This is a genomic window from Nostoc sp. DSM 114161 (assembly GCF_052692665.1).
The window spans coordinates 5383590-5402505 of record NZ_CP195141.1; the positions used below are offsets into that span (position 1 = coordinate 5383590).

Below are 18916 nucleotides of genomic sequence, written 5' to 3' on the forward strand. Positions count from 1 at the left end.
AATTCTTCTACTTTAAAGGCAAATTGTGAACCATCAATAATAGTAACCTGCAAGACAAAAGGATATTTTAAATGAAGTACGGTGTTAACAGCTTTCTCTGGACAGTAGCATTTGACGAGTCGAACTTGGCGCTCCTGCCTGAATTAAAAGAACATGGCTATGATGGCATCGAAATTGCTCGTTTCCAGTTCGACGATTTCGATGCTGCTAAGATTGGTGCAGAAATCGAACGCAATGGTTTGGGATGCACTGTCTGTTCTGGGCTGATTGGAGAATTAAATTTGGTCAGTGGCGACAGTGCTGTGCGGCAGCAAACTCTCTCGTTTTTAAAGCAGGTTGTAGAGATAACTGCCGAATTAAGAGCAAACACACTCGGAGGGGCATTTTATTCGCCCATCCGCTACCTACCCAAACGCCGCCGCACCGTAGATGAGTGGCAGCGGGCGGTGGAGGAATTGCAGTCACTAGGAGACACCTTGGTAGAGTATGGAGTCACCTTGGCGGTAGAACCGATCAATCGCTTTGAAACTTACTTCCTCAACACGATCGCTGATGGGGTAGCACTGTGCGATGCTGTCAATCATCCCAACGTCGGTCTACTACTTGACATCTTCCACGCCAACATTGAAGAAAAGAACATTGCTACAGCAATCAAAAGCGCCGATCGCCATCTTAAACACCTACAGGTATGCGAGAACGATCGCGGCACCCCAGGCAGCGGTCATATAGCTTGGGACAGCATCTTTGCTGCACTTCGAGATATACAATACAACCACTGGATGGTAATCGAGAGCTTCGACTTCTCAAATCACGAGATTGTTACTGAGGCTCGTATCTGGCGAGATTTGGCATCAACACCGGAAGCGATCGCCTATGAAGGGCTAGCGTTTCTCAAACGAGATTAACACTTAATTGCACAAAAGCAGCATGACTAGCACAACAGAAAATGAAAAATTTATCATCCCAGATGTCTCAGATCGCCCATTACCCGAACTGATTTCTTTAAAGGAAAAGGTGGCTGTCGTCACTGGTGGATCGAAGGGCATTGGTTGGGGAATCTGCAAACGACTGGCAGAAGCGGGTGCCAACGTAGTGGTTGCTGGACATCATCAAGAGAGTTCCAATCAAGCAGCAGCAGAACTAACTAAGACATATAACAATCGAGCGATCGGCATAGCGGTAGATGTTAGCAACTCCGCTACTCTAAGTACCTTGGCTGAACGAACCATTTCTGAGTTTGGGCGACTCGATATCTGGGTGAATAACGCTGCCATCTTTCCCATTAAACCATTGCTAGAATTTTCCGATGAAGCTTGGCAAGAGGTGATTAATGTTGACTTGAATGGAGTGTTTTTTGGATCGCGCGAGGCAGCAAAGCGGATGATTGCGGCTGGTAATGGCGGGGTGATTATCAATCTCTCTTCCGTATTAGGCTACAAAGCTTGGCCAAAAATGAGTGCTTATGTCTGTGCCAAACATGGTATCGGTGGGTTGACTAAAAGTCTAGCTATTGAACTAGGCCAACATGGCATTCGGGTACTAGCGATCGCACCATCTGTGGTTAAAACTGCCTATATTAATTCAGCCGAATTTCAAGATAATTCTGGTGTAGATAGCGATGAAGTTGCAAAAGAGATACCGTTGGGTCGAGTTGGTGTTCCTGATGATATTGCTCGTGTCGCTTTGTTCTGCGCCAGCGACTTAGCAATCTATATGAGCGGTCATACTTTACTAGTTGATGCAGGATTAACCGCGTAGGCACCTGCACTATATCAAGTATTTCGTGAAATAGTATCAGGACGAGAAAAATAGAGAGTTTTTGTAGCTCTTAACATAGCAAAATTCACTTGCTAAACTCCTGTCGTAATCGTAGTTTATTCTTGCTAGGTATACAGAACGCTAAAACTTTAATAATTTTTAAATTCCCACAATCATCCTTACTGTTATCGGTTCATTATTTGAAGCAGATTGATCCTCTTTCAAATCATATGTATCTGGGTCTAAATAAGTACCAAATAACCGATCGAATATAGTTAAAGTATCACCTAAATTTTTCCCTCTCATATCGTAATGATGTATGCTGTGAAATCGGGGAGTAACATAAATCCACTCTACTATTTTCATCCAAGGTTGCCATTTGACATTGAGATGTATCCAATTATCTTGGAATGCCAGATGTGCCATTATTATCAACATGATTTCTGGGGGAATTTTTAATAATGGAAACCAGATAAATGAAATCCTATATAAAATCATACTAGTGAAGCTTACTCTTTGTGCAACTAGCCACCATACTGACGGACTTGAATGATGCCAATGATGGGTTAGCCAGAAAAACATATTTGAATGTTGTAGCCGATGGATTATATAATAAGTCAGTTCTCTTCCCAAATAAGCAGTAAGAAGTCTCACCCACAGAGGTAAAGATAAAAATCCTATAGATTCTATAATATTTGCCGGAAAAACAAATAAATTGAAAATAATTGCCGAAAGAAATAAATCACCAAAAAATCCATAAGGAACTGTTATAGATACTGTGCTAAGTTCCTTAAAAAACTCAGAATTGTATTCGATTTGGCGTAGCGGAGTTCGTCTTTCCCAAAGCCAAAGTATGCCACCAAAACTAAAAATCATTAACCAGTAGAGTAATATCGATTTCATTTCTATTCAATGTGAAAAGTTTTTACTAAATCATCAGAGTAGCACTTTTAATAGGTATTATCAACCAGAAAATTTAAATGTAAATATAAAAAATTACCAAACTAATTAATCTAGTTCGCAAGGCTAATTTATGATGTCGGCAAAAACCTGTGTGATGCCTAAAGAATTGTCCAATTATTCATTTTCTAATCTTAAACCAGTGCCAACTATATCTTTGGCTGGCTACGCCAGTGTTCTCATGATTGCAGAATGCGATCGAAAAATTAAATTTCACGGGAGAATAACAACTATCAAGCAGCAATTATACTCAAATCAGATATAATATTTGCAAAAAACTTTTGGCAAACAAATTACTAATTTTGCATGAACAATCAACTAAATTCTCCTAAACGTTGCTTAGTGACTGGTGCTGCTGGTTTTATTGGCTCTCACTTGTGCGATCGCCTACTCAAATTAGGTCATAGTGTCGTAGGATTGGATAATCTAATTACAGGCAGAACGACCAATTTAAAAGCAGCCGAAACCTATCCTGAATTTACATTTATTGAGCAAGATGTAGCTAACATTTCCTCAGACACTTTAACAAATATTGATTGGGTATTTCATTTAGCAGGATTAGCCGATTTAGTTCCTTCAATCCAAAATCCAGGGCAATATTATCATTCCAATCTGCATAGTACCTTTGTCCTTTTAGAAGCTTGTCGTCATGCTCAAATTGAGAAATTTATTTACACAGCTTCCTCCACCTGCTATGGTATTCCCGACCAATATCCCACACCGGAAACCTATCCCTGTCATCCCAAACATCCCTATGGTTTGACCAAATATTTAGGAGAACAACTAGTCATGCACTGGGCGCAAGTTTATCAACTTCCAGCCCTTTCTTTACGACTGTTTAATGTGTATGGGCCGCGATCGCGTACAACTGGGGCTTATGGTGCGGTGTTTGGCGTATTTCTCGCTCAGAAACTAGCCAGAAAACCCTTTACTGTGGTTGGAGATGGAACGCAAACGAGAGATTTTACCTTTGTCAGCGATGTCGTAGAAGCCTTTGTCAAAGCTGCGGAATCTGAGATCGCAGGCGAAATTATCAATATTGGTTCCGGTAAATCTGAAAGCGTCCTCACACTCGTAAAATTATTAGAAGGCCCAATCATTCATATTCCCAAACGGCCAGGAGAACCCGATTGTACTTGGGCAGACATTACCAAAGCTACTACACTTTTAAAATGGCAACCTCAAGTACCTTTGAGTCAAGGAGTAGCCGAGATGTTAGCCAACATTCAACTTTGGCAAGATGCTCCAGTGTGGACACCAGAAACAATTCAACAAGAGACAAAATCTTGGTTTGAGCATCTAGGGAAGGAAGCAGTATGACAAACTCAGCGATCGGACTTTACCAACAAGCAATCAAAGTACAAACCATTGGTAAATCTCTGTGTCAGATTACACCCCAAGTCCAAGCGATCGTTACAGAATCGGGAATTCAAGCAGGGCTTTGTAACCTTTTTATACGTCATACCTCAGCTAGTTTACTGATTCAGGAAAATGATGCCAAGCCCGATGTCGAAGCCTTTTTTGCCCAACTAGTACCAGAAACAGGTAAATATCTCCTCGCTGGAGAAGGTTTAGACGACATGCCCGCGCATATTCGATCTGCCCTCACCCATACCTCCGAACAAATTCCTGTTGCCCAAGGTCTTTTACAACTCGGTCGTTTACAAGATATCTATATCTGGGAACATCGTCAGTCTGGTTACACCCGTGAAGTCCTTATCAACATTTTGGGATATTAAAGTGCAGCAATTAACGATTAACCAAATTCCCTTCATCAACCTCAAAACTCAACACGCTTCCTTGAAGTCTGAGTTGCTGTCAGCAATTGGTGAAGTCCTCGATGACGGCAACTTTATTTTAGGCGAGCAAGTTGCAGAGTTTGAGCGTCAGTTTGCTCAATTGTGCGGCGTTCGTTATGCAGTGGGCGTTAATTCTGGGACAGATGCCTTAATTTTCGCACTCAAAGCCCTTGGTATTGGCTCTGGCGATGAAGTCATCACTGCGCCGAATTCCTTCGTGGCTTCAGCTAGCTGTATTCGCGTGCTTGGGGCAAAACCTGTATTCGTCGATGTCGGGGATGATTACAACATTGATGTGAGTCAAATTGCAACTGCGATTACTGCCAAAACGAAGGCGATTGTCCCAGTCCATCTTACAGGGCGACCTTGCGACATGGAGCCGATTTTAGCCATTGCCAAAGAAAAAGGAATCGCCGTTGTGGAAGATGCAGCGCAAGCAGTACTCGCACAATATCAAAATCAACCAGTGGGTTCTTTTGGCATAGTAGGCTGTTTTAGTTTACATCCCTTAAAAATTTTAAATGCTTGTGGGGATGGAGGGGTGCTAGTTACAAACGATCCCCAACTGTACGAACAGTTCAAAATTATGCGTAATATTGGCTTGCGTACCCGTGACGACTGTGTTTTATGGTCGCATAATTCCCGTTTAGATACCCTACAAGCAGCAATTCTTTTAGTTAAATTGCGCTACGTCCAAGAATGGACACAGCAGCGTCGGCAAAATGCTCGTTATTACCAAACTCAACTTGCTGGCATTCCTGAGATCGAAATACCCCTAGAGCGAGAGTGGGAAAAAAGCGTATATAGCAACTTTATCATTCAAGCAGAACGCCGCGATGAACTGCGTCAATTTTTAAGCGATCGCGGTATCGGCACTGCAATTCATTATCCAGTGCCAATTCACTTATCTACAGTAGGTAAAGAATTAGGCTATCCAGAAGGAAGTTTCCCTGTTACAGAAATGCAAGCACAGCGAATCCTCAGCTTACCTATTTATCAAGGATTAACCACTGAAGAACTCCATCAAGTCTGTGAAAACATTAAATTATTCTATCGATATTCCTAATACCTACACAGACGTTGCAGGATCGATTAATATTACTTTCTCATTAAAAAATTACCCATCTCCTCTTTTTCTCTGCGTTCTCTGCGCCTCTGCGGTTCGTAAAAAACGGTATTACGTTGCCAAGCAAGTAAACCAAATAAAAAAGCCGTTTCACAACCTAAAATCCAAAATCCAAATATGACCAATAACATTACTCCACCAAATATTGGCTGTGCAGCTTGGGGCTGGAGAGAGGTGGAAATACCAGAATATTTTCGCCAGATAAGCAACCAAGGCATCCGCTCAGTAGAAGTTAACGCTCACCCCCAAGCACCCAAACATCTTTTAAATGATGGTGACGATGAATCAGTCTCTAAAATAGCTACTTGGGCACAAGAAGCAGGTGTAGATATTATCTGTATAGCTGGACGAAATAATTTTACAATTCCAGAAGAAGCTGATTTAGAAAAAGAGATTCAAAGAGTAGAACGTTTCGTTGATATAGCACAACAACTAAGAGCAAAATTTGTCCGATTATTGTCTGGCGATCACAGAAACGATCATATTCTTGCTGATGTTTTCCCTCGGCTCCACTATGCCTTTAACCGCATTGGTGATTATGCCCAAGCAAGAGGTATTAAAATAACTATTGAAAATCATGGCGGCCCGACAGCAACAGGACAAAGAGTTGCCAGAATTATGGAAGGCATCAAAAGTCCTGCGGTTGGTGTAAACTACGATCCCGCTAACTTTTTGAACCAAGGAACCGATCCTTTGATGGCATTACGCTACATCCTTCCTTGGGTAAATTACAGTCATTGGAAAGATGTTAAATGGGCTAATGGTGGGCCTCAATTTTGTGCTTTTGGAGAAGGAGAAATTGTTTGGCAGCCAATTATCCAAGAACTATTAAATGCAGGTTACCAGGGATATTGGGTAGTTGAATATGAAGAACCATCAGATGTCGAACATGGAACCAAAGAAAGCGTAAATAACTTGTGTCAAATGTTAGGAATGTAAGAAATTAGAATTCAGAATTCAGAATTGAGGATTGAAGATTGATAATTATAAATAGTGTAAAACTACAGATGAATTTGATACAACCTCAACTCCTAACTCCCAACTCCTAACTATTTTTCATCAAAGGTTAGCAATTAAATGTCATTTTCTCTAGATGGACATGTTGCTTTAGTCACAGGAAGTTCTGCCGGTTTGGGAAAAGCGATCGCCCTAAAATTGGGACAAGCCGGTGCTAAGGTAGCAATCAACTACAACAACAACGAATCGCGGGCGAAACAAGCTTTGGCTGAACTAGAACAGCAAGGTTGCCAAGGAATTTTAGTGCGTGGGAATGTTACCGACGAAGCAGACGTGGCAGCTATTTATGAAGCGATCGCCACACAACTTGGCGCTGTAGATATTTTGGTATTGAATGCAACCGGAAACCAGCCCCAGATACCCTTTGAGGAGTATAGCTGGCAAGATTTCCAAACAATGCTTGACTTTTTTGTCAAGAGTCCCTATTTACTGACTCGTATTTGCTTACCCGTGATGAAGCAGAAACAATGGGGACGAATTATCAATATCAGTAGTGACGTTTGCTTTCGGGGGGTGAATAACTTTAGTGCTTACGTCACCGCTAAAAGTGGACAACTGGGATTCACACGCAGCATGGCGACGGAACTTGCACCCTTTGGAATCACAGTTAACGCCGTTGCTCCGGGGTGGATTCCTGTAGAACGCCATGAAAGTGTCCCTCAAGACAAAAAAGATGCTTACCAAGTAAGAATTCCTATGCAGCAATGGGGTACTCCACAGGATATTTCTGAAGCAGTGCTTTATTTTGCTAGTCAAGAATCCAAATTTGTCACAGGACAATATTTATGTATCAATGGTGGCTTTACGCTTATGTGAATATCCTTATATTTAATCAGACTACTTCCTTCCACCATAAGATTATCTATACTCTTCCTTTGCGTCCTTGGCGTCCTTCTCTTCTCTACGAGACCTAAGAGCGAACGAGACGCTTCGCGAAGGCGGTTCGTAAAATAAATAAAGTCAAGTTTTACGCAAATACGCCAAGAAAAGACATAACTTATACATATAGCGAAAATACTTAAAAGGAACTGGAAAACTTCATCTGTCGTATGCCTAAAGATACAAGCTTTTAGCAGTAGTTTATGTGATTCTCAATTGGGAAAAGTAATTATTTTTTAATCAGGGATTATGCCGCAATATTTTGGACAGCTGCACACAAGCGAGCCAGCTTGGTCAATTCTGGGAGCAGTAGAAGCAATACAACAAGACGATCGCCATATCTTATTAAAATGCGGCATTCCCTGTCTGAAGATTAGCATTTTAGCACCAAACTTAATTCGGGTACGGATGACGCCGACTGGCGAATTTTTACCCAGGCGATCGTGGGCAGTGGCACAGGCGGATGAAGAATGGTCTAAGGTGCCGTTTGAGGTACGAGAAAAAGCCGAGACTATAGAAATTACAACTGAGCAATTATCTATTGTTGTCTCCCGCGATCCTTGTCGTATCCAGTGCTTCGACTCAGCAGGACAGCCCTTTGCTGAGGATGCAGACATGGGGATGGGGTGGCGGACTGGTGCTATTGCTGGGTGGAAACGGATAGAAACCGACGAACATTTCTATGGTTTTGGCGAACCCACTGGCTTGTTAGATCAGCGATCGAAAGTGAGAACTAATTGGACAACTGATGCGATCGATTTTGGAATCTTGACAGACAGTATGTATCACGCGATTCCGTTTTTTATCGCCTTGCGTCCCGGTTTAGGCTACGGACTTTTTTTCAATACTACTTTTTGGAGCCGATTCGATCTAGGTGCCCAGCAGCCTGGAGTTTGGCGGATGGAAACTCAAGGAAGCGAACTAGATTACTACATCATTTATGGGCCGGAACCCGCAAAAATTATCCAGACTTACACCCAGCTAACTGGACGGATGCCCTTACCACCCCGATGGTCGTTAGGTTACCACCAGTGTCGCTGGAGTTATGAATCACAAGATATAGTACAGAAAGTGGCGCGGGAATTTCGGCAGCGGCAAATTCCCTGTGATGTTATCCATTTAGATATTGATTATATGAACGGCTACCGGGTTTTTACCTGGAGTCCCAAGCGATTTGCAAACCCTAAAGAATTAATCCAAAATCTCAAGGAAAATGGCTTTAAAGTAGCGACAATTGTCGAACCTGGGGTCAAGTACGATCCAGAAGCAGATTACAAAGTTTTCGATGAGGGATTCAAGAACGATTATTTTGTCCGTAAAACCAATGGCCAGCTATTTCACGGCTACGTTTGGCCTGACAAAGCTGTATTTCCTGATTACATACGGAAAGAAGTTCGAGATTGGTGGGGAGGTTTATTAAACAGCCTAACTGATATTGGTATTGCCGGTATCTGGAATGATATGAATGAACCCACCCTAGACGATCGCCCATTCGGTGACCCTGGTCGCAAAATTGACTTTCCCCTCGATGCAGCACAGGGTTCGGGTGATGAGAAAACTAACCACGCTGAAACCCATAATGTGTATGGGTTAATGATGGCACAGGCATCTTATGAGGCGGTTTTAAAATCCCGTCCCACAGAACGCACATTTTTCTTGACACGCTCAGGGTTTGCAGGCATTCAGCGTTGGTCAGCAGTATGGACGGGAGACAATCAATCTCTGTGGGAACACTTAGAAATGTCCATACCAATGCTGTGTAACTTGGGGTTGTCGGGCATTGCCTTTGTGGGTACAGATATTGGAGGGTTTGCGGGGAATGCCACACCGGAACTATTTACTCGTTGGATGCAGTTAGGAGTGCTTTACCCCTTCATGCGGGGACATTCAGCATTGACTACAGTACAGCATGAACCTTGGGCATTTGGCGATCGCGTTGAAAAAATTTGCCGTGAGTATATTGAACTCCGCTACCGACTACTACCGTATATCTACAGTCTTTTCTGGGAAGCTGCAACCACAGGCGCACCAATTCTGCGTCCCCTCCTCTATCATTTTCCCAACGATCCGCAGACTTTCAGCCTCGCAGACCAAGTAATGCTTGGTTCATCATTACTAGCAGCACCAATTTATCGTCCCGGCGTTCAATATCGTGCTGTATATTTGCCTGAAGGTCAGTGGTATGACTGGTGGAGTGGTGAGGCTTTCACAGGGCCAACCCACATCTTGGCACACGCACCACTTGAGCAAATGCCATTGTACGTCCGTGCTGGTTCAATTATTCCCACGATCCCAGTCATGCAATACGTAGATGAACGTCCCATAGACCAGATAAGGCTACGGATTTGGAAGGGTGTAGGTGAGTTTACCCTTTACGAAGATGACGGTCGCACATTTGAGTACAAAACAGGAGCCTTTTGCACAACAACTTATCGCGTTAATTCCCAAGAACAACGAACCATTGTTGAGATTGAAGCTAGAGAAGGTGATTTTTTACCTGCAAAGCGTGAAATCATCGTGGAGTTAGTCGGTGTTGGCGAACAAAGCTTTATTGATGATGGCGCTGCACATCAATTACAGTTTTCTACTTAGCTCAACCAAACAATTATTAATTTTTGGAAAAAGAATGTGACAGTTGGGTAGGGTAGGGGCACAACAATGTTCATACGTGTCAACTTAACGTGAAACCCTGATGAAAACGTGATGAGCGAGTTCTACTCACTTACCATCAAGATCCGCGTTACCCCATCCCGGTTTTGCTGGCGCAAAACCTCCCCTCCCTTTAGCAAGGGGAGGGGTTGGGGGTGGGGTAAAATGCCTGTGGGATAAGCGTTTGAGCTTAAGTTGACACCAATGAACATTGTTGTGCCCTTACTGTGACCCGTGACTTATTTGATGAGTGTTTTTAATACAGATAATATTCCTTTAGTGTACTCATTCTTTTCTATTCGAGAATGTAATTTTTTAGCTTCGCTTGTGGCATTTCCTACCAAATAACCATGTTCAACTGCTTGAAGCATTTCAATATCATTACCACTTTCGCCAAAAGCTATAGAGTTTTTATAGTTAATATTGGTCTGTTTTAAAATAAAATTAACTATATCTTTTTTACCTGTTCCTGAAGGTGTAAAATCCACATCACAGGAATTTTCGGGGTCTCCACATAAGGGATTACATTGGCTAATATTCACTGAAATGCCAGCCTTTTTAGCTAGATTTTTTATCTGCAATATTGCCTGTGAATCAATTTCGTTGTTTTGTTGATGGTAATAATAATTTTTTAAGAAACGAGAATCTTGTATTTGAGGTTGGGGTGTCAAATGAATATCATCTAATTTGAGGTTACTCACTAAATTGTTAACTAATTGTTCTGAAAATCCGGTTTCTTTGAGATTATTTTCCCATATTTTATCTTTTTCACCGTATTGTTTTTGATTGAAATACGTTAATTCAGTACCTAAACTACTGGCAATAAAATTAGGTAAGACTTTTAAATCATATTTATTTATTTTGGAGAATATTGAAGTTAAACTGCTGCCAGTCACCCAACCTAAAATAATTTGTTTTTCATAGCTTTGGTTTAATAAATATTCTTCTAGTTCATTGCGATCGCTTTTATGACATTCTTCGTTTTGGTGAGCTAGATAAGTTTCGTCAAAATCTGTAAAAACAACATATTTGGGTTTTGGAACATAAGGTAATAGCTTGGTATGATGTTCGTGAAATTTCATATTATTTATTCTTAGTGTCGGATGTTTGAATGCCAAGTAGAGCTTCTTTCCCTCATAGAAGAGGATGGAGAAACAATTTATTTTTTGGTTGGACAGTACAATTTTGACCCAAACTTACAAATTGGTGAAGAAGTTTCGATTAATTGTGATGTAGGAGGTGAACTATTTTACCTTAAAACCAAAGTTGTAGAACGCAAAAAAGAAATTTATCCTAAGGGTTCTCATTCACGAAAAGCAGATGAAAGTCTCTTTTTGCTAAGAATTTTCGTTGAAGCAGAAGACAGGGAGAAAATGCTGGCTATTCAAGAATTTTTAGAGCGTGTCTGCGAATTTACAACCAGAGGTGAATAGGTATTTTTTTCTTAGGGAGTGGCGACTGGGGAGTGTGGGGAGTGTGGGGAGAGAGGGGGGATGGGGGAGTGTGGGGAGTGTGGGGAGTGTGGGGAGTGTGGGGAGAGAGGGGGGATGGGGGAGTGTGGGGAGTGTGGGGAGTGTGGGGAGTGTGGGGAGTGTGGGGAGTGTGGGGAGTGTGGGGAGTGTGGGGAGTGTGGGGAGTGTGGGGAGAGAGGGGGGATGGGGGAGTGTGGGGAGAGAGGGGGGAAAGATTTTTTCACCATCCTCCCACACCTCCCACACCCCCCACACCTCTAATGCCCCATGCGCCATGCCCAATTCCTAAGCTATCGTCACATCTGGCGATAAGTAAACATCTTGAATGGCGTGAAATAGTTTGACGCCTTCTTCAAAGGGACGTTGGAATGTCTTGCGGCCAGAAATTAATCCGGAACCACCAGCGCGTTTGTTAATGACAGCGGTGCGAACTGCTTCGGCGAAGTCATTTTTGCCCGTTGCGCCGCCAGAATTAATCAGCCCGGCGCGTCCTGAGTAGCAATTGAGTACTTGGTAGCGAGCCAAGTCAATTGGGTGGTCGGTTGTTAATTCTGTGTAAACTCGTTCGTCGGTTTTGCCATAACTCTTACCAGTAGCTTTGGCAACTGCTCCATAACCGTTGTTGCATTCGGGTAACTTTTGTTTGATGATGTCGGCTTCAATGGTGACACCCAAATGATTTGCTTGTCCGGTGAGGTCGGCTGCAAGGTGATAATCTTTATCTTGTTTAAAAGCGTTGTTCCGCAAATAGCACCAGAGAATAGTTGCCATCCCTAATTCATGGGCGCGTTTAAAAGCTTTGCTGATTTCTTGAATTTGCCTGGTGGACTGGTCTGAGCCGAAGTAAATTGTTGCACCAACGGCCGCCGCGCCTAAATTCCAAGCTTGTTCGACATCAGCAAACAATACCTGGTCAAATTGATTGGGGAAGGTCAGCAATTCGTTGTGATTGATTTTGACAATAAAGGGGATTTTATGGGCATATTTTCGCGATACGATACCCAATACTCCCAAAGTGGTGGCAACAGCGTTACATTCTGCACCGATCGCTAACTTCACAATATTTTCGGGATCGAAGTAAATCGGATTCGGCGCAAAGGACGCAGCAGCGGAATGTTCGATGCCTTGGTCTACCGGCAGAATAGACAGGTAGCCTGTGTTTGCCAAACGACCAGTAGAATAAAGTAACTGAAGATTACGCAATACTTGAGGATTGCGATCGCTATTAATCCAAACTCGATCTATAAAATCCGGCCCCGGCAAATGCAATAAATCCTTAGAAACCTTTGCTTTGTAGGTAAGCAGGTCTTCTGCCTCTTTACCTAGCAATGACTCGATAGAATTAGTCTCTATGAGCGTCGTAGTCATAGCGTTTTCCTCAAAACTTGAGCAAATGACCTTGCCTTTAAGATAGCATTTTAGTCAGAATTCAGAATTCAGAACTCAGAATTCAGAATAGTTAAAGAATCCGAATAATACTTGATAAATAAATATAGCGATTGTACTATAGCAATTTTCTTTAAATTGTGAAAAATATCAGTAATGCATCTTAACCGCCATCAGTCATCAGTAAATAGTTATCAGTCAATAGTTAATTGTGCTAATAATCATAAATACAATCAATCAATGCCATGAGTAAGTTTCAAATCAATATCGATTTCAGCAATATAGATTTAGCTGCCTTGGAAACAGAAGAGGATTTTCAAAGAGAGGCAAAAATATTACTCCCAAAGGTACTAGTAAAACTAGGTGAAAATGTCGGTGAAAAGACGTGGGAAGAATTACAGCAAGGACTCAAAGGATCTGGAGGTAAACTCAAATCTTCTCAAAGCGAAAAACGTCGGTTTATTCAAGAAACAGGAAGAACTTATCAACGAAATGCCAGCAACAGGGAAAGGCAAGAGTTACAAATATATATAGTAGAGCAATTACGCCAGCATAAGCAGCAAACTCATCTTTGATTGGTCAAAGGGGTGGGGCAGGGGGGCAGGGGAAGCAGGGGGGGCAGGGGATGGATTCTTCCTCCGTGAATTTTGAATACTTCTCTACGAGAGGCTGCGCCAACGGCTACGCTCAGTACAAGTTTTGAATACTTCGACAAGCTCAGTACAAGTTTTGAATTGTTTGTCTCCCCTGCTTTCTGATTTCTTTTATCTTTCCAGTAGGTACAGACGCGATCGATCGTGTCTGTACGTACTCCCTAATCCTTAAGATCTTATAACTTTTTACCTTCGGTAGATGTGGCGATCGCCTTTTTCATCGGTTAATAACTTAATAGACCATTATGAATGGTATTCTATAAAATGTGTGGATTTCAATACCAAGTGTTAATACTACATTGGTAGTAAAAATAATGCTCAAGAAATCTATATGTCTAAAGGAACTACGCTTACTCGTTGTCGATGACGACCCTGATACGAGAAAGATACTTGCTACTTTGTTTAAACTAGAGGGATCGGAAGTTATGACAGTTGCTTCAGCCCCGGAGGCTTTGGAAGCAATGTTACATTTCAAGCCGAACATTTTGATCTGTGATATCTGTTTACCAGGTGAAGATGGCTATTCACTGCTGGAGAAAATTAGAATGCTGAACAAAGAACAAACGCAACCAGAAATTCCAGCGATCGCTCTGACAGCATTCGTTCATGAAGAAGACCGCACCTATGCATTGTTAGCAGGTTTTCAGAGCTATCTATATAAACCGGTTGACTTGAAGGAATTAGTTTTTTTAGTTAGTAATTTAATTGAGCCAGGCAGTAATTGTAATTAATCAGTACGACATACAGCGTATTGCAAGTAAATGAGGTACACTCCTCCCCAACCCACCCCTTAGCAAGTTTTCTCAATTTTGCCGTGAATTCAAGATTCTACATTTTAAATAGTAATTTTCATAACAGGGATAGAATCGCTGTTAGTTTAGATGTTGTACAATTCCTACAAATAAAATCTGGAAAGCGACTTGCCTAAATCGATTCACTCTACTCAACCACCACTCAAATTTATTCCCCAAAGCTTTAATCCATCGATACTCTACATTTTTCGATGGTTACTTCCAATAGCGCTACGATTCCGGACTCGACCTTGGTTGCCAGCTGGTATTGTCGGAATTGAAGCTGAGAATGTTGAAGTATTGGCTGAACTTTATCAACAATTCCAGGCTGGAAAGATTCGCTTTTTGTTGGCATTTCGCCATCCAGAGGTAGAAGATCCCCTCTGTATGCTGTATTTGCTTTCCTATATCGTGCCACAGTTCGCGCGTCAGAAAAATATCAAGCTGCAAGACCTCGTTCACAGCTATTTTCTTTACGATCGCGGTATGACGGTTTGGGCTGGAAAGTGGCTCGGTTGGTTGTTTTCACGCTTGGGAGGTGTGCCAGTTCATCGCGGTAGACGACTAGATCGCCAAGCTATTCAAACAGCACGGGACTTATTTGCTAATGGCAAATTCCCGATCGCAGTGGCACCAGAAGGCGGTACTAACGGTCATAGCGGCATTGTTAGTCCACTGGAACCCGGTGTTTCACAAATGGGGTTCTGGTGTGTAGAAGATTTACAAAAGGCCAACCGTTCTGAGACAGTTTTAATTGTGCCGATCGCCATTCAATATTCTTATGACCAGCCACCTTGGTCAAAATTGGATTGGTTATTGAGTAAATTAGAAGCTGATAGTGGTTTACCTGCGATAGAAATTACTCAAGGCGATCGTGAAGAAATTTATTATCAACGCATCTTTCGTCTTGGTGAATATCTAATTACAGAAATGGAGGAATTTTACCGCCGTTTCTATCATCAAGATATCCCTAAAAGCGTTTCAAATGATGAATCTGCAAGTCAAAATCAGGTATTAATTGACAGACTCCATCGCTTATTAGATAAGTCTTTAGCAGTTGCCGAGCAATATTTTGGAGTTCAAGCACAAGGAAATTTCATTGACCGTTGTCGGCGTTTGGAAGAAGCTGGTTGGAATTATATTTACCGCGAAGATTTGCCAGATATTGATAATTTACCACCCTTCAAACGCGGTTTAGCAGACTGGATTGCCCAAGAAGCAGATTTGCGAATGCGGCATATGCGGATAGTAGAAAGTTTTGTTGCAGTTAGCGCTACTTATATTAAAGAAAAACCGACAGCAGAAAAGTTTGCCGAAACAGCTTTGCTAATTTTTGATATGCTTTCTCGAATTAAAGATACCACACTTCCAGGACGACCTCGGTTAGGTTTGCGGCGGGCAAAAATCACCGTGGGAGAACCGATTTCAGTAACTGAACGTTGGGAAAAAAGTAAAGGCGATCGCCACGCCACCAGGCAAGCCGCAAGCCAATTAACTAAAGATTTGCAAACTGCTTTAGAGAAGATGATTTATTAATTAATTAAACAATGTATTTATAAGACGCGATTCATCGCCTCTCTACAACAATCAATTCTGGCGTTGCATAAATGCGGGATGATTTTTCTCACGCAGAGGCGCAGAGACGCAGAGAGGATAAGGAGTTTTAAATTTCAATACGTACAATTTCATCCCTAGATTCAGCAACACCTCAATTCTTTGTAGAGACGGCGATTTATCGCGTCTCTTGTCTTCACCCCACATTCCGCAGGTGAGATCGTAAATGCAGTATTTTGGAAAATGATGTAAATGCTGCATTTTGGAAGCATGACAGCTTCACCATTGGATATTAGAGTACAAGATATCGATCGCTGCGGTATAGTCGCAGGCATATGCGATCCAATGTTTTATGTCGAGGCTGCCAAAGCGATCGCTCTTGGTAAGATCCGATGTTCTTGAATTTGAATTCTGGCGTGCAGTGTTTCTGGGGTATCATCCGGCAACACTGGTACTGCGGCTTGCATTAATATAGGGCCGCTGTCCATTTCTAAACAAGCGATATGTACGGTACAGCCAGTGATTTTTACCCCAGATGCTAAAGCTTGTTCTACAGCATTAATTCCTTTAAAACTAGGCAATAAACTTGGATGTATATTGATAATTTTGTTAGGAAAAGCATCAATAAATACTGATGTCAGCAGTCGCATCCAGCCCGCCAAAATCACCCATTCGACATCATACTGCCGTAATGTCTCCACAATTTTCTCATCAAACTTTTCCCGGCTTTTGTAGTCGCGGTGATTTAACAACACAGCTTCTACTCCTCGATTCGCTGCTTTGACTGCTGCTTTCGCAGTGGGATTATTATAAATCAAAACCTGAATTTTGCCATTTAGTTGTCCATCTTCGATCGCTTGGGCAACTACATCAAAATTACTGCCATTTCCAGAAGCCATAACTCCGAGTTTTAAAGGAGTGTCTTGTCGGCAGACATTGTTAACGCTGGGAGAAACCAAGCTAGGGGTACAATCAGGGCAAAGAGTCATAACAGCAAAAAGGGAAAATTATAAATGCCAAAAACATATAGTAAGTCTTGGTTGGATAATGATACAGCGGCTGCTTGGATTTTTCTCACACCAGCACTGATTTTACTAAGCGTTTTTATCATTTGGCCCATAGCCTATTTGTTTTACCTCAGTTTCACCGCTGGCAGTTTTACTTCAAAGGGTATTTATTGGATAGGTTTAAAAAACTATTGGCGCTTGTTATTGAACTCTGACTTCTGGCAAGTTATTGGTAACACCATTTATTTTACTGTTGCCAGCATCATTCCGAGTTTAATTATCCCCTTGGGATTAGCAGTGTTATTAAATCGCTCCTTGGCTTTGCGGGGAATTTTGCGGAGTGCTTATTTTTTACCATCAATTATTTCTCTTGTGGCTTCTGGCTTGGGATTTCGCTGGCTGTTTCAAACGACGGGGCCAGTGAACGGACTTTTAGATTTTTTTAGTATTCCAACCGTACCTTGGCTAGCAGATACATTTTGGGCAATGCCAGTACTAATTTTAATGAGTATTTGGAAACAAATCGGCTTCAATATGGTGGTATTTTTAGCTGGGTTGCAAGCAATTCCCCCCAGCCGTTACGAAGCAGCAGATTTAGACGGTGCAGATGCTTGGCAACAATTTTGGCATATTACATTACCCGGATTGCGTCCCACCATTATATTTGTCACAATCACCACCGCGATTTTTACATTGCGGAGTTTTGAACAAGTTTATGTAATGACTGGTGGCGGCCCCTTAAATTCCACTAATTTGCTAGTTTATTACATTTATCAAGAAGCCTTTGCTCAATTTGATTTTGGTTATGCCGCCGCCGCCGCAACGGTATTGTTAGCAGTAACTTTAGTACTAGTGTATTTACAATTACAAACTTGGGGAGAGGAATAAGAATGTTGAAGCTACCAGAATTACTCAAAATTCTAGACTGATAGAAATTCTGAATTCTAACGTATGAATATTTCCTGACTTATGTCAGCATATTTTGTTTTAAAAAATACTTTTAGAGCGTATTTTCAGGTTGTTGAGGATTTTTTCGGAATTTCTTCTTGATTACCGATCGCTTTTATCGACCTTTGAGGTGTACTCTCAATATACACTAACTCTCGCGATCGCCTTTTGAGATAAGTTACACCCAGAGGTGAATACCATGAAAAATTATGCTGACAAGCAGGAATCGATCTTAAATCAAATCACAAATAAATGTTTTGGGCGTCACAATTTCAGTGGATATGATTTGAGTGAAATTGACCTGAAAGGACTAGATTTAAGTGGATTTAACTTCATAGGAGCAGATTTGCGTGGTACTAATCTATCTGGTTCTATACTCACTCGTGCTAATTTAAGTGGCGCAAATTTGATGGAAGCTAATTTATACGAAGCGAATTTGTATGAAGCCTCTTTATGCGAAGCTAATTTAATTAATGCCGACTTAAGGCAAGCAAATTTGTGTGGAAGTTTTTTATGGCGAGTGAAATTAATAAATAGTAACCTTTGGGGTACTTCCTTATGTGCTGCGGATTTAAGTGAAGCAGACCTAACTGAAGCCACATTAATTGAAACATCCCTAATTGAAGCTAATTTAGTGAGAGCAAATCTCACTAAAGCAAAGTTATGTGGAGCAATATTGCTAGAAACTAATTTAACTGAAGCTAATTTAACTAGTGCAGACTTGACATGGGCAAACTTAACTAAAACAAACTTGAGTAAAGCAAACCTTTACCAAACAAACCTGATTTATGCAAAATTACGAGATACGATCATGCCTGATGGCACAATTCAAGAACCTCAGATAATAATTAGTTATTAGTCATTAGTCATTAGTTTTTATCCGTGTCCCAGCATCTCCCTCATCTCCTCATGCCCAA

General features: G+C 41.7%; 18 protein-coding genes. 14 read left to right on the forward strand and 4 right to left on the reverse strand.

Annotation, left to right across the window (positions count from 1 at the left end; genetic code table 11):
- The first annotated feature begins 71 nt into the window (after nucleotides 1-71).
- Together NSTC745_RS22875 and NSTC745_RS22880 are read left to right on the forward strand one after the other, a co-directional pair.
- Nucleotides 72-905: a sugar phosphate isomerase/epimerase family protein gene (locus NSTC745_RS22875; protein WP_445633000.1), complete on the forward strand. Its 834-nt coding sequence runs from the start codon at nucleotides 72-74 to the stop codon at nucleotides 903-905.
- A 22-nt stretch (nucleotides 906-927) separates the two neighbouring features.
- Nucleotides 928-1758: an SDR family NAD(P)-dependent oxidoreductase gene (locus tag NSTC745_RS22880; protein WP_445633001.1), complete on the forward strand. Its 831-nt coding sequence runs from the start codon at nucleotides 928-930 to the stop codon at nucleotides 1756-1758.
- 159 nt (nucleotides 1759-1917) lie between these two features.
- Here NSTC745_RS22880 and NSTC745_RS22885 read toward each other — a convergent pair whose 3' ends face one another.
- Nucleotides 1918-2661, reverse strand: a complete 744-nt coding sequence (locus tag NSTC745_RS22885; RefSeq protein WP_445633002.1) for a sterol desaturase family protein — start codon at nucleotides 2659-2661, stop codon at nucleotides 1918-1920.
- A 363-nt stretch (nucleotides 2662-3024) separates the two neighbouring features.
- Between NSTC745_RS22885 and NSTC745_RS22890 the strand changes: the two genes are divergently transcribed.
- The 6 genes from NSTC745_RS22890 to NSTC745_RS22915 all read left to right on the forward strand — a co-directional run bounded on the left by NSTC745_RS22890 (nucleotide 3025) and on the right by NSTC745_RS22915 (nucleotide 10131).
- The gene (locus tag NSTC745_RS22890) at nucleotides 3025-4038 is read left to right on the forward strand and encodes an SDR family oxidoreductase (protein ID WP_445633003.1); all 1014 of its coding nucleotides are present in this window, start codon (nucleotides 3025-3027) and stop codon (nucleotides 4036-4038) included.
- Nucleotides 4035-4457 carry a secondary thiamine-phosphate synthase enzyme YjbQ gene (locus NSTC745_RS22895; protein ID WP_445633004.1) on the forward strand — a complete coding sequence of 141 codons (423 nt, stop codon included), beginning with the start codon at nucleotides 4035-4037 and terminating at the stop codon, nucleotides 4455-4457. The genes NSTC745_RS22890 and NSTC745_RS22895 overlap by 4 nt, the downstream gene beginning before the upstream one ends.
- A 1-nt stretch (nucleotide 4458) precedes the next feature.
- Nucleotides 4459-5583 carry a DegT/DnrJ/EryC1/StrS family aminotransferase gene (locus tag NSTC745_RS22900; protein WP_445633005.1) on the forward strand — a complete coding sequence of 375 codons (1125 nt, stop codon included), beginning with the start codon at nucleotides 4459-4461 and terminating at the stop codon, nucleotides 5581-5583.
- Between the two features lie 177 nt (nucleotides 5584-5760).
- Nucleotides 5761-6582: a sugar phosphate isomerase/epimerase family protein gene (locus tag NSTC745_RS22905; protein WP_445633006.1), complete on the forward strand. Its 822-nt coding sequence runs from the start codon at nucleotides 5761-5763 to the stop codon at nucleotides 6580-6582.
- A 138-nt stretch (nucleotides 6583-6720) separates the two neighbouring features.
- On the forward strand, nucleotides 6721-7476 hold the full coding sequence (locus NSTC745_RS22910) for an SDR family NAD(P)-dependent oxidoreductase (RefSeq protein WP_445633007.1): 756 nt from the start codon (nucleotides 6721-6723) through the stop codon (nucleotides 7474-7476).
- Nucleotides 7477-7788: 312 nt separating this feature from the next.
- A complete protein-coding gene (locus NSTC745_RS22915) occupies nucleotides 7789-10131 on the forward strand; it encodes a glycoside hydrolase family 31 protein (protein WP_445633008.1) in 2343 nt (780 codons plus the stop codon).
- A 296-nt stretch (nucleotides 10132-10427) separates the two neighbouring features.
- Here the strand turns inward: NSTC745_RS22915 and NSTC745_RS22920 are convergent, their stop codons facing one another.
- Entirely contained in the window at nucleotides 10428-11270 is an 843-nt protein-coding gene (locus NSTC745_RS22920) for an HAD-IIB family hydrolase (RefSeq protein WP_445633009.1), read from the reverse strand.
- Between the two features lie 21 nt (nucleotides 11271-11291).
- On the opposite strand from NSTC745_RS22920, the gene NSTC745_RS22925 reads away from it, so the two are divergent.
- Entirely contained in the window at nucleotides 11292-11621 is a 330-nt protein-coding gene (locus tag NSTC745_RS22925) for a hypothetical protein (protein WP_445633010.1), read from the forward strand.
- 324 nt (nucleotides 11622-11945) lie between these two features.
- Here the strand turns inward: NSTC745_RS22925 and NSTC745_RS22930 are convergent, their stop codons facing one another.
- Entirely contained in the window at nucleotides 11946-13028 is a 1083-nt protein-coding gene (locus tag NSTC745_RS22930) for a class I fructose-bisphosphate aldolase (protein WP_445633011.1), read from the reverse strand.
- 263 nt (nucleotides 13029-13291) lie between these two features.
- Here NSTC745_RS22930 and NSTC745_RS22935 point away from each other — a divergent pair, with 263 nt between their 5' ends.
- From NSTC745_RS22935 to NSTC745_RS22945, 3 genes are all read left to right on the forward strand, one after another.
- Entirely contained in the window at nucleotides 13292-13621 is a 330-nt protein-coding gene (locus NSTC745_RS22935; protein WP_445633012.1) for a hypothetical protein, read from the forward strand.
- Nucleotides 13622-14013: 392 nt separating this feature from the next.
- Nucleotides 14014-14430 (forward strand): response regulator, encoded by a 417-nt coding sequence (locus NSTC745_RS22940; RefSeq protein ID WP_445633013.1) that lies wholly within the window; start codon nucleotides 14014-14016, stop codon nucleotides 14428-14430.
- Between the two features lie 189 nt (nucleotides 14431-14619).
- Nucleotides 14620-16026, forward strand: coding sequence for a lysophospholipid acyltransferase family protein (locus NSTC745_RS22945; protein ID WP_445633014.1), 1407 nt, complete (start codon nucleotides 14620-14622; stop codon nucleotides 16024-16026).
- 368 nt (nucleotides 16027-16394) lie between these two features.
- Here NSTC745_RS22945 and purN read toward each other — a convergent pair whose 3' ends face one another.
- Nucleotides 16395-17033, reverse strand: coding sequence for a phosphoribosylglycinamide formyltransferase (gene purN / locus NSTC745_RS22950; protein WP_445633015.1), 639 nt, complete (start codon nucleotides 17031-17033; stop codon nucleotides 16395-16397).
- Between the two features lie 24 nt (nucleotides 17034-17057).
- Here purN and NSTC745_RS22955 point away from each other — a divergent pair, with 24 nt between their 5' ends.
- Nucleotides 17058-17939: a carbohydrate ABC transporter permease gene (locus NSTC745_RS22955; RefSeq protein ID WP_445633016.1), complete on the forward strand. Its 882-nt coding sequence runs from the start codon at nucleotides 17058-17060 to the stop codon at nucleotides 17937-17939.
- A 259-nt stretch (nucleotides 17940-18198) separates the two neighbouring features.
- Nucleotides 18199-18858: a pentapeptide repeat-containing protein gene (locus NSTC745_RS22960; RefSeq protein ID WP_445633017.1), complete on the forward strand. Its 660-nt coding sequence runs from the start codon at nucleotides 18199-18201 to the stop codon at nucleotides 18856-18858.
- The last annotated feature ends 58 nt before the right edge of the window (nucleotides 18859-18916 follow it).